The organism is Roseovarius sp. MMSF_3350, from assembly GCF_030733425.1.
GTDB lineage: Bacteria > Pseudomonadota > Alphaproteobacteria > Rhodobacterales > Rhodobacteraceae > Roseovarius.
This window is the reverse complement of sequence record NZ_JASHIZ010000019.1, coordinates 36,256-48,227: the sequence shown is the minus strand read 5'-3', so window position 1 is coordinate 48,227 and position 11,972 is coordinate 36,256. Positions and strand designations below refer to the sequence as shown.

The following is an 11,972-nucleotide window of genomic DNA, read 5'->3' as shown; positions in this document are numbered from 1 at the left end:
CCGCACCGGCATCTGCTGCACGCCGAAGAACTGCCGCGCCTTGAGAGCTGCGTATTCCGCGCCACTTGCCCCGCCGATCAAGTAGCGATTGTAGGCCTGCTGCCCGCCGCAAACTGCATGATGTTGCCCAATCTGGCGCAGACCCAATTGCGCAGGAAGGTCTGGCACAAATCCAGGCACTCTATCGCATCGAAAAAGACCTGCGCGGCCTGCCTGCCGATCAACGGCTTGCTGCACGACAGGACCGCTCAAAACCCAATATCGATGCATTCGAGCTTTGGCTCGCACAAAGCCGTGCACGCGTCTCAGCCAAATCGCCCACAGGAGAGGCCCTGAAATACATCGCCAAATACTGGGACGGGCTAATCCTGTTCCTCGACGACGGTCGCATCGAACTGGATTCCAACCCCGTCGAGCGCACAATCCGTCCCATCGCCCTCAACCGCAAAAACGCGCTCTTCGCAGGTCACGATGCCGGGGCACAAAACTGGGCAGTTATCGCGTCTCTGATCGAAACCTGCAAACTCAATGGGATCGAACCGCATGGCTATCTGGCTGGTGCCATGACAGCCATCGCCGCGGGGCACAAACAGACCGACATCGACCAGCTGCTGCCCTGGAACTACGTCAGATCCGTGTGATCGGCGCACCGCTCTGATGTCTTTTTTCAAGGGGAGAGCCACACGATTGGTTACGCCCGGGCGTTCGTCGTGGTCTGGACGCCCAAGGGTGGGCACGAGGTCTGAAGACGTCGGTGAACAAGCTCTGATGCGCGGGCTGGATACCGCATGACCGATTGTGCGTCTCGGGGCTATTCCTGTCTTACAACGGGCGTCAGCACGAAGCTGGCCACAAAGCGAGTGTCGGATATTCCCCTGCCGTCGACCTCGCGCCCGCCATTGGGCGCGTCGGGGGAGCGAGTTCAGCGCGCAGGCATGGTACGGCGGGCGATGTCCCACATGAATGCGGCCATCTCTCGCGCAATCGCCGTGGTGACGACGGTCGGCTTCTTGCCGCGCCGGATGAGCTGGCGATATCGGGCGGTCAGGCGAGATTGCGCCTTCCAGGCAATGTCTTGGACCTCCGGCGACTGCTCTCTGAGGATGTAGAGCTTCCGCTCTCCCGGTCGTGCCTGCAGGCGGTAAGTCCAGGCCCCCTCGATCAGCTTGTGTCGCACGCGGGCGTTGCCCGCACGGGTGATGCCACCGCGCCTGGTCGTTTTGCCGGTCGAGTATTCGCTCGGCACCAGCCCGAGATAGGCCATCAGTTTCACAGGTGTCTCGAACCGCCGCACATCGCCGATCTCGGCCATGAAGGTGACGGCGCTGATCAGCGCCACGCCCCGCAGCGCTTGAAGCGCGTTCACTGCTGGCGCGAGCGTCCAGTCCGGCACAAGGACCTCGATGTGCCCGGTCAGCCGCTCCAGCCGCTCCGAGGCATTTCTTTCCGCCTGCAACATCTCCTGCAGCGCGATCTGGTGCGCCGGGTGATCGAACGTCAGGGTCTGCAGCCAGCGCCGATAACGCATCGTCCACGGCTTGGAGCGTTGATAGACCCGCCCATGACGCAGAAGGAAGGCCGAGACGAGCTGACGCTTGTGGCGTTGATCCTCTGCGGCACTTTCCCGGGCCCGGACCAGATCGCGCATCGCCTCGTGCGTCTCGTCGGGGACCCAGACTGGGGTCAATTCTCCGGCACGTAGAAGGCGTGCAAGACGCAGGGCGTCAAGTCGATCGGTCTTGACCCGCTCTCCGGCCCTGACCGGAATCAGGGATGGCGCGACCACGCAGCATTCGCAGCCGGCCGCACGTATCTGCCGGTAGAGGCCGTAGCCCGTCGGTCCGGCCTCGTAGCAGGTCGAGATGTCTCCTCGCCCGGCAAGCTTCTTCAGCAACTTGCTGATGCTGGCGGGTGTGTTCTCGAACGTGCCAAGGCTGAGAACCTCGTCCCCACGCTCTCCACCCGCGATCGCGACCGCAAGTTTGTCCTTGGACACATCAATTCCGACGTAGATCGTTCCTTGGGTGTTCCGCATGTCTTCCTCCATCGCAAACCGACGGCACCCGCCGCCCCGCGACCAGCATACAGGCGGATCAGGCAGGGCCGGGTCGGGCCGGTGGAAAAGACATGCGGTCTTACAAAGGAGCGGCACAATCCCGCGACAGGTCCAGTAGGTCACCTGGCTGATGCCTGCCTTACGGCAGATCTCAGACACCGGCGTGCCTTCTTCGCCCTGCTTGATGATGAACGCTTTCTGCGCGTCCGAAAACTTCGATGCCTTCATGTGATTCCGCTCCTCTCCCAGCCGGGAAATCGTAGCGGAAAACTCCAGCTTCAGGCGGTCCAGTTTGCAGGGATCAGATCACCATCGATGCCCAATTTGGCGGCCTTTGATTTACTTATCCGGTGACAGGTGTTTTCGCCTCGAAGAAATCCACGGACGGACGATCATGAAGAAGAAAAACACTGCAATTAGTCCAAGAAAGAAAAGACTATCCGGTCTAGTGAAGAAAATGGAGGGGCTCCCGTCAGTAATGGCAAGGCTACGCCTCATGTATACCTCGAGGTCTGGCCCGAGAATAAAACCCAGCAGAAAGGAGACCATTGGATACCCACCGCGCTGCATGAAATAGGCACCAACCCCGATGGCAAGCGCGGCTCCCATCTGAAACACAGAAAAAGTTGATACATATGCACCTACCATGGCAACAACTGCAATGCTCGAAAAAAGCACCGCCTTGTTGATTGAAACAAGCCGCATGTACCAGGGACCCAAGAACAGAAGAGTGATCGGGATCAGTAGTGCCGCGATGAGCAAAGCTGCCATCATTGGTGTTATTACTGCGAATTGCTCAGTCATCATCTGTGGACCCGGTTGCAGGCCGTTAATGATAAGGACGCCGAGTATCACCGCGGATGTAGTATCTCCCGGTATGCCAAAAGTTAACATCGGAACGAGAGAACCACCGCACATCGCGTTGTTAGCGCTTTCGGAGGCAGAAATTCCTTCTACGGAACCATTGTTGTATTCCTCAGGACGCGAGGAACTGCGTTTCGCCTCTGCATATGAAACAAACGCTGCACTGCTTCCCCCTGCTCCCGGCAGGACGCCAACGAAGTAGCCAATCATCGCGAACTTTATGTAGCGGTAGGTGCCGATGAAGCTGTAGTCGGAACCGCGTGGCAGGAAGTCACGCCAACTCCACTTCACTGACTCGGTTGGGTTGTAATTCAAAGTATTCTTATTCCGAGAGCTTGCCGTAACCTGAACCAATAACTCGCTAATTGCAAAAGCCCCGATGATGACAGCCATCAAATCGATACCCTCAACTAAAGAGGGCAGTCCGAAGGTTTGACGTGCCTTGGAACTTGCCACATCAATTCCAATCGTGGCGACCATGAGGCCAAGCAGCGTAGCGACGATGCCCTTCGCAATGGACTGATCGTTCGAAATAATGATTACGAAAAAGGCGAATAGGATCAGAGAGAACTTCCCGGGAGTTTGTACATACAATGCCGCTTGAGCTATTATAGGTGCTAGTGTCATTAGTAGTACGGCACCAACCACGCCCCCCATCATCGACGCTAGGCCCGCACTGCGCAACGCGCGAGCACCCTCCCCCCGACGCATTAATATGTTGCCTTCATATGCAGTCATAACAGCGCAAGGTGCGCCAGGAATGTTTACTGTTATAGCGGTGATGCTGCCGCCATACTGAGCTCCCATGAAAATAGCGGCGCACATGACAAGCGACGGGGTAATGTCCATCGAATAGGTAATCGGCAAGATCAATGCTATCGCCAATGTGCCTGTCAACCCAGGGATCGCCGCAAAGAGAGTCCCGATCAGGAAGCCGGCTACCAAATACCCGAACACCGCCGGTTCCGCGATTGTTTCGAAGCCCCCAAGAACGTGCAGCAACTGTTCCATCATGTCAGCAATTCCATTTTTGGGAGTTGAATGCCGAAAAGAACGGCAAAGAACAAATATGCGAATAGACTTATTGCCGCGGCCACTACGATATTCAGTGCAATCCCGAGAAAGCCTTTCGACCATCCGAACCGGAAAGTAGACAGCAGTCCCAGTGAGAAAAAGAAGGTGGCCACTGCAAACCCAAGCTTTCGAAACAACAATACATACAAGAGGGAAATCAATATAACGGCGGCCAGCGAAACATATGCGCTGCTACCACTGGGACGAACGGAAGGCTCCAGATCATGCATCTCTTCTAAGGATCTAGGGGCGGACTCTATGTCGTGTCTGACCTTGTGCCGCCTAATTTGCCCCACAATAACCGCCAATAGTGAGAGGTACATTGCAACACTAAGAACGATTGGCATGAAGCCCGCACTAGGTAGCCCGTAACGAAAAAAGGAACCGTTCTGCAAAGCCTCAACAAGATAGGCTGTAGTAGAGATGAAAATAATTATTGGCAGGATCCAGTCACCAGACCGGAAATACGAGAGCTTTTCAGGCATTAAAGTTCCCTCATCGCGAAGTTGAGTAATTCGGGCAACGGTGTTACCGTCGCCCGCCTCCAATTTATAAAAACTGGGGTGAGTTTCAGGCATTGAGGAATGCCGCTATTCGAGGATACCACGTTCCGTCAGGTCTTCGAGAATTTCGAAAACCTTAGCCTGAAAGTTAGTAGCGAATTCCGTAACCTCATCACTCCCCATCCAGGTGGCCGTCACACCGACCTTTTCCGCCCAATCCTGAAACTCGTCGCTGTCCCAAGCGGTCTTGATCGCCTCTTCCAGAATCCGTTTCGCCTCATCAGGCGTTCCGGCCGGAGTAGCAAACAACAAGAAACTCCCCGTCTGAAGGTTAAGCCCTACCTCTTCGCTTGTAGGTACATCAGGAAACCCCGGATTTTCGGTCGCGCTGAACTCGACAAGTCCACGCGCGTCCCCGGATGCCAGCAAGGGTGCAAAATCCCCAAGACTGGTGACCGCCGCGTCGACCTCGCCGGATAGGACGCCTTCTTTCTGACCTGCGCTACCGTCGGGAAATGAAACCACGCGAAATCTAGTATTGGTCATTTCCTGAAGCTGCAAAAGTGTCAGATGCGTCATGGACCCTAGGCCCATAATGCCGACGTTGATTTCTCCTTCCGCTTCCTTTGCCGCTGCAACAAGTTCGTCGAAGGAAGTATAATCTGTATCGCTACCAACGATCATCGCATTAGGTTCGGTGGTGACCAAAGCTATCATATCAAGCTTGTCGAGACTGTAGCCGGGTAGAATTTTTTCCCATGGCACAGTCACGATGCTATCGTAGGTTAAAGCACCAATGGTGTAACCGTCAGCAGACGAGTTCATGAGTCGATTTATTCCGATAGAGGTGACGCCCCCATCCAGATTCTCGACAAAGATGGATTCTGGTAAATCACGTTCAGCGATGCTCATGATTTTCCGAACAACACCGTCGGCACCGCCCCCCGCTCCCCAGGGGACAATAGCTTGAATGGCGCGTTCTGGGTATTCTGCAACAGCTCCAGTGGCAGTTGCTAAAGTAAAAGCACTCACCATGAATGCCGCACTCAGCTTCAGCTTCGATCTCATCAGTCTTCCTCCCTTTTGGCTAGCAAAATACTAGCTCTCTCTCTTCGACCCTTTCCGTGGCAAGCAGCTGCGTAGACTTCACCGAATTGCGTTGAAACCTTTCGTCAACCGATCACAAAGCGTTCCACAGGGACAAAAGAACCTCGTGTGCCATTGAATCATTTGCCAATCTTAGTTGCTTTCCCGACCCTCTTGTTTGGGTTAGCCGCTCCCTCGGCGTGTCTTTCCAGAAGCTTCAGGTAGAGTAAGATTGCCGCATTTATATCGCCCCATTCTCCCGTAGCTTTGCAATTCTAGTGGGATCATACTCGAGCATCTCGGATAAGATTTCATTAGTGTGCTCGCCCAACATAGGAGGTGGCAGACGAACATCGAGTTCGTGACCCTCCATCCGAATGGGGGTACGCATTATCTTGGCCTTCACATCTGGTGCGGCGCTATGTTCGACCTCTTGAACGATGCCGCGTGCCTGAATGTGAGGATCGTCAAAAACTTGGGCAAGGGTGTTGATTGGCCCGCAAGGTATTCCAGCCGTTTGCAGATCGGCCAGCCACTTGGTCGAAGAACGCTTAGTAAACTCTGAGCGGATTTCGATTAGTATCGCTTTGCGATTGACAAGTCGTTGGGTGTTTGTTGCTGACCTTGAATTGTCCACCAGATCAGGTCGCTCGATAGCCTGACAAAGGCGCTCAAACTGATTGTCGTTTCCGACGGCAAGGTTGATGTGTCCATCAGCTGTCGCAAACGTTTCATACGGAACGATGTTCGGATGGGCATTGCCCAACCGTTGTGGCTCCGTACCCCCGATCAAGTAGTTTGAGGCCTGATTGTACAACCATCCGACCTGACAATCGAGCAGCGATATATCTATGTGCCGCCCGGAACCTGTTTGATCACGCTCCCTCAGAGCCGCTAAGATAGACACTGTCGCATACATTCCCGCCATGATGTCGGAAATCGGCACCCCCACCTTCATCGGCATCCCTTCAGTCTCGCCGGTGATGCTCATTAGCCCGCCCATACCCTGAACGACGAAGTCGTAGCCGGGCCGTGTGGCATAAGGTCCTGACTGCCCGAACCCTGTGATGGAGCAATAGACAAGATTTGGGTTGCGGGCGTGGACCGTATCCCAGTCCAGGCCGCGGCGCTTAAGATCACCTACCTTAAAATTCTCGATCAGAACGTCGCTCTTGTCGATGAGGTCATTAATGATCTCTAGACCTTCCTGAGAAGAAATGTCGATGGTCAGGGACCGCTTGTTGCGATTGGTCGACATGAAATAGGCGCTTTCGAGCGTGTCGTTACCGTCACGATCTTTTAGAAAGGGCGGGCCCCAGCCGCGAATATCATCACCCTTATCCGGTCTTTCGATTTTGATGACATCAGCTCCCAGATCTCCCAATGTCTGGGCGCAGCTTGGCCCCGCAAGAATGCGCGATAGATCGAGGACGCGCAAACCTTCAAGTGGCGAATTCATCTAATCCCCACCTGTTCAGAAATGATCACACCAGGGTTCATGATCGACTTGGGATCAAGCGCTTGTTTTGCCGCCGAGAATGCTGCGCTAATCGGTGCAGGACGCTGTTCTTCGTACCATGGCATGTGCAGTCTACCGACAGCGTGGTGGTGGGTTATCGTTCCCCCGGCCTTCATCACGGCATCATAGGCTGCAATCTTGATCTCCATGCATTGCTCACCCATCCGTTCACGATCCGGCAGGCAATGGAAGGTGAAATACGGTGCGGGACCATTGGGGTAGACATGAGTAAAGCGACAGGTAACAGTGCCTGCCCGACCGGTCACACGCTTGATCGCTGCATTCACTGTTTCGATGACTGTGCTATGCAGCTCTTTGAAATCTTTCCAGCACACAGCCGTTTCAAAGGTCTCACGACATATACCGCGCGCGGTCATGTGCTCGCGATAGTATGGCCCTCGAATAAAGGCGTTACGCCATTGACCAGCTACGCTGTTGCGTCCCTGTTCTGTCTCATTAACTGGCGTGCCTCCGAACTCGCGACACAAATCAACGGTTAGATCCAGAATTTGATCGACGGGATAATGTGAGCTTTCATATCCAAGAACCAGAATGGGGCGGGTTCCATCAAATGATCCGGTCAGCTTAGCTTCAAGCGCATCGATCAGCCGGCAGTTATCTGGATAAAGTCCAGATTGCGAGATCGCACGTACCGCTTCAACTCCCTGATCATATTCAGCAAAAGTCACTGTCTTGGTCGCTTTGTGCTTGATCCGGGAAAGAACCCTAATCCAAGCTTCGGTGATAATGCCCACTGATCCTTCGGTACCCATCACGTATCGGTCGGGCGACGGACCCGCACCAGAAGCAGGCAAACGGCGGCTTTCGCTAATTCCACTTGGCGATACCATCCGAATATTTTCGACGTAGTCATCAATATAAGTGCCGTGTGTCGCGTAGTGCCCGGCAGCCCGCGTCGCAATCCAGCCACCAAGCGTCGAAAGCTCAAAGCTTTGAGGATAATGACGCAGTGTGGCATTGTGATCTTTCAATTGTGTTTCCAGGTCGGGCCCATACACCCCAGCCTGCACACGCGCCGAACGGGACACGGGGTCGAATTCCAAAACTTTATTTAAATACCACATGTCGATGGTCACTACACCGGCATAGTTTCCCTCGATTTCAGGATTCACTCCGCCGACTACACTCGACCCGCCGCCAAATGGAATAACCGCAGCACCAATGTCACCAGCCCAGTCTATGATTGCGCGGACGTCATCTTCGGTGCGCGGATAAGCAACCACGTCGGGGGCGTTTCTAAAATCACCACGGAACATCTTAGCGCTGTCCAGGAATGATCGGCCATAGCTATGCAAGGCGCGTTCGTACCGATCAGTGCGACAGATAGTCTTAATTGCCTCCGGGAAAACATTTATTCTGCTTTCAGGCATGTCGATGCTGTCGAGGGTTGGTGCAGCCATTACATCGAAAGAGTCGACGCCAAAGGTACGATGCCAAGTATCTAGAACCGGGGCCATCTCTTCGGCCGTTGCGCTCTGATCCTCAAATCCCCACGCATAAAATTTTCTACGTCTCTCGCTCACAACAAGCCTCCTTAGCAAATTTGCGCTAACGAACAATCATCCAGTTGTTATTCGTTGTGCGCTTAAAGTCCGAAATCGGCCATTGACTTACAACACACTTAATTTTAGTCATTAGTTGAATTTTTGTTACCTGAAGGCTGCATATGGATCCGTGGCTCCCACCACTTAATGGGTTGCGAACCTTCGTTAAGGTGGGACGCGTAGGTAGCTTTGCTAAAGCTGCTAATGAACTGAGTGTGACGCCAGCGGCTGTCAGTCGCTCCATACAATCTTTGGAAGCCTATTTGGGCTGCATGCTATTCCACCGAATGCACCGGAAAATTTCGCTGACCCGCGAAGGGCAGATCTATTTCGACAATGTTGCAGATATCTTTGACCGAATAAAATTAGCTACGCTGGACCTAAAGCAGCAACGCACTGATCGCCCGCTTATTATAAGCGCTTATCCTAGCTTTATTGTCAGCTGGCTTGTCCCGCGTTGGTCACACTACGTACAATCGCATCCTGACGCTCAGCTTCGGATTGTTACAACACTCAGCCATGACGTCCCATTTGAACAAAGAGGCATTGATCTGGCGATCCTTTCGGGCTGCGCAAGTGATCCTCGCTATATTTCGACACGGCTGCTGGAGACGACCCTGGTTCCAGTGTGCCGTCCAGACTACCTTCCTCCTGAGACATTGTTCGGTGACACTGAAGACTGGCAAGACGCATTACTGCATTGCGACACCAGACCCAACGATTGGGATCGATGGTCGAAGGCAAATGGTGTGCCATTAGACACGTCGCGTGGCCAATGGTTTGAAAATGCATCAATGATGTATGAAGCCGCGATGAGCGGGCTGGGTATCGCAATTGGAATTGAAGAGCTGTTAAGCCGCGAATTCGCATCAAACCGACTTGCAGTCGCGTTTCGCGACAACGCTGAGATCGTCTGCCCATTTTATGTCATCCGCCCCAAAAAGACGGAAGATCATCCGTTTTTTCCGACCTTCTTGGATTGGTTACAAGACGAGGTAAGAAAAAGCTCTAAAACATTGTGATCTGCGGCAAATTTATCCGTAAATATAGGTAATCCGCATCCAGCCACTAATTTTGGAAAACCTATACTTCCACTGCTTAACAGAAAAAATTCGTTCCTGGATCTTTTGTGCGGAATTCAGTCCGGGACAAATTTCAAATGTTTTTCGAAGTGGTAATTCCTACGGGAAAAGCGGCACGTTCGAGTCCTTTGGCAAATCGCCTCCAGCGGAGTTGATAAAGCTCTGCGGATTTTGTTAACTCAGCCACGCCTGCAGCGTCGATACTACGCACTGCACGGGCTGGACTTCCGACCACTAGTGTATTGTCGGGAATTTCCTTGCCCTCGGTGACCAGCGCACCCGCGCCAATCAAACAGTTTTTGCCTATCTTGGCTCCATTTAGAATAGTGGCACCCATACCGATCAAAGTGTTATCACCGATGCAACAGCCGTGGATCATCGCACGATGGCCAATTGTGCAGTTTGCCCCGATGTGTATGGGAAACCCAGGGTCAACATGCAGCACGCTGTTATCTTGAATATTTGACCCTACTCCTAAATATATTGTATCGTCATCAGCTCGAAGCACCGCCCCAAACCAAACGCTAGCGTCAACATCAATCTGCACGTCCCCGATCAAAACCGCAGTCGGCGCAACAAAAGCTTCTCCTTCAGTGGGTCCACGAGGTTCGATGTCTTCCAAAGCGAAGAGATGTGCGGTCACGGGTATTGCTCCTTAGTTGAATTGGATCACAAGACTTTGGGCTGCTTATTCAAAGACTGCCAGCTGCTTATTGAGTAACTCCAGCTTGGCTTTTGGCCGCTTTAAAATTGTTAATTCCAAGATGTCAATCGTTTTACAGTTAGTTATGTGGTCACCTGCCCTTTGTCCGACCCTCGTCTCAGCCGCATCAATCTGAATTGAGGGTGACCTGCTTTTGACCTGATGCTGTGGACGGCCTCTGCAGTTTAAAAGGTCTCTGGCGACAATACGTGCCGGTTGAGTGCATCCACATGTTGGCTTAGCCGTAACCTACTGTCCTTCCCCCCTAGAACTGGGCCACTACGATGGCCGAGAGAGTGAGACTTGGAATGGCTCGGAAACGGTATTCGGACAAAGACATCCTGAAGCATCTGCGCGAGATCGAGCTGAAGCTGGCGGAAGGCGGTGATGTACAGTCGGCATGCCGCGCCGTCGGCGTAAGCGACGCGACGTACTACAATTGGCGCCGACGGTTCGGCGGGATGGCGCGTTCACAGCTGTCGGAGCTGCGCAGCTTTGAGAAGGAGAACGCCCGGCTGAAGAAGATCATAGCAGAGCTCAAGCTGGACAAGCTGATCCTGAGGGAAAGCCTGAACCACCTAAAGCCGAGGGCCTGACAACGGAGCACTTGCGAAGTGACAACGTCCTATGTCGGGAAAATCTGGCTGCTTAGGTCAGCAGGTCTTGGGGCATTTGGTACTCCAGATGCCCTGTTAAGGTTGCCCAGACGGGCTCTGCCGTCAAGAAATGATCTCTTCCATAGCAAACACAGGGTACGCGCGATGGCGGCCCTCACCGTCCTCAATACGAGATCCCAAATCCCAAGCAGAAGGCCCGAACATTATCTACGAGGTCAGCGCACTGCCTCCACGGCTCATGTCAGAGAGAGGTCCTTCCGCCTGGGCTCACCCCCTCGAAGAAGGGGCGATAGGGTTCGCCGTGTTTGACCACGGCGTGTACGGTGCGCGCCATCTTGGCCGCGATGGCGGTGTAAGCCTTGCGGCGTAGATGGGCGTTGTGCCGGGCCCTCGAGATGTAGCGTTCGAACTTGTCGCGGAAGCTATTGGTCCGCTTCAGCACAGCGGTCTGGCCGGCCATCCAGAGGGTGCGACGCAACCGGGCATTGCCGTACTTCGAGATCCTGCTCTGGCCGCGGAACATGCCGGACTGGACCGTGGCGAGGTCCATGCCGCAGAACTTCAGGAACTGGCGATGATGCCGAAACCGACGCAGGTCACCGGCCTCGGCCAGGATGGTCATGGCGTTGATCGGGCCGATCCCGGGAATGGTCGTCAGCAACTGATAGTCGGGCAGATCCGACAGCAACTCGATGGCCCGTGCCTCAATCACATCGCGCTGTCGGATTAGGCTTCTCCTTTCGGCCAGCACCAAGCGGAACATGCGGACAGCGTCAGAATCCGGCTGGACTGGCAACCCCACTGAGTCAACCGCAGTCGCATAAATATCTGAAAGTAAGCGTTCTTTGGACACTTTGCGTCCAACCACTTGCCAGGCATCGGCAATGAATGCCTCCCGGTGTC

At 54.0% G+C, this 11,972-nt stretch carries 9 protein-coding genes and 3 pseudogenes; 3 read left to right on the top strand and 9 right to left on the bottom strand.

All coding sequences use genetic code 11. The annotated features are described in order from the left end of the window. Positions 1–89 precede the first annotated feature (89 nt). Positions 90–641, top strand: a pseudogene (locus RBB31_RS16470) (transposase); the annotation flags it as partial. A 281-nt stretch (positions 642–922) separates the two neighbouring features. On the opposite strand, the gene RBB31_RS16465 reads toward RBB31_RS16470, so the two are convergent. The 7 genes and pseudogenes from RBB31_RS16465 to RBB31_RS16435 all read right to left on the bottom strand — a co-directional run bounded on the left by RBB31_RS16465 (position 923) and on the right by RBB31_RS16435 (position 8,646). Next, complete coding sequence (locus tag RBB31_RS16465; protein WP_274594674.1) at positions 923–2,035, bottom strand: IS110 family transposase; 1,113 nt, start codon at positions 2,033–2,035, stop codon at positions 923–925. Between the two features lie 111 nt (positions 2,036–2,146). Then, positions 2,147–2,284, bottom strand: a pseudogene (locus RBB31_RS16460) (transposase); the annotation flags it as partial. 111 nt (positions 2,285–2,395) lie between these two features. Further along, positions 2,396–3,931 (bottom strand): tripartite tricarboxylate transporter permease, encoded by a 1,536-nt coding sequence (locus RBB31_RS16455; RefSeq protein WP_306130379.1) that lies wholly within the window; start codon positions 3,929–3,931, stop codon positions 2,396–2,398. Continuing rightward, positions 3,931–4,572 carry a tripartite tricarboxylate transporter TctB family protein gene (locus tag RBB31_RS16450; RefSeq protein ID WP_274594642.1) on the bottom strand — a complete coding sequence of 214 codons (642 nt, stop codon included), beginning with the start codon at positions 4,570–4,572 and terminating at the stop codon, positions 3,931–3,933. The genes RBB31_RS16455 and RBB31_RS16450 overlap by 1 nt, the downstream gene beginning before the upstream one ends. 12 nt (positions 4,573–4,584) lie before the next feature. Then, a complete protein-coding gene (locus RBB31_RS16445) occupies positions 4,585–5,565 on the bottom strand; it encodes a tripartite tricarboxylate transporter substrate binding protein (protein ID WP_274594641.1) in 981 nt (326 codons plus the stop codon). Between the two features lie 259 nt (positions 5,566–5,824). Then, entirely contained in the window at positions 5,825–7,042 is a 1,218-nt protein-coding gene (locus tag RBB31_RS16440; protein ID WP_274594640.1) for a CaiB/BaiF CoA-transferase family protein, read from the bottom strand. Next, the gene (locus tag RBB31_RS16435) at positions 7,039–8,646 is read right to left on the bottom strand and encodes an FAD-binding oxidoreductase (protein ID WP_274594639.1); all 1,608 of its coding nucleotides are present in this window, start codon (positions 8,644–8,646) and stop codon (positions 7,039–7,041) included. Before RBB31_RS16435 ends, RBB31_RS16440 begins: the two co-directional genes overlap by 4 nt. 143 nt (positions 8,647–8,789) lie before the next feature. Here RBB31_RS16435 and RBB31_RS16430 point away from each other — a divergent pair, with 143 nt between their 5' ends. Continuing rightward, entirely contained in the window at positions 8,790–9,689 is a 900-nt protein-coding gene (locus tag RBB31_RS16430) for a LysR substrate-binding domain-containing protein (protein ID WP_274594638.1), read from the top strand. A gap of 133 nt (positions 9,690–9,822) precedes the next feature. Here RBB31_RS16430 and RBB31_RS16425 read toward each other — a convergent pair whose 3' ends face one another. Then, positions 9,823–10,392 (bottom strand): gamma carbonic anhydrase family protein, encoded by a 570-nt coding sequence (locus tag RBB31_RS16425; protein WP_274594637.1) that lies wholly within the window; start codon positions 10,390–10,392, stop codon positions 9,823–9,825. 368 nt (positions 10,393–10,760) lie between these two features. Between RBB31_RS16425 and RBB31_RS16420 the strand changes: the two genes are divergently transcribed. After that, the gene (locus RBB31_RS16420; protein WP_274594636.1) at positions 10,761–11,048 is read left to right on the top strand and encodes a transposase; all 288 of its coding nucleotides are present in this window, start codon (positions 10,761–10,763) and stop codon (positions 11,046–11,048) included. 262 nt (positions 11,049–11,310) lie between these two features. Here RBB31_RS16420 and RBB31_RS16415 read toward each other — a convergent pair. After that, positions 11,311–11,970: pseudogene (locus RBB31_RS16415) on the bottom strand (IS110 family transposase); the annotation flags it as partial. Between the last annotated feature and the right edge of the window lie 2 nt (positions 11,971–11,972).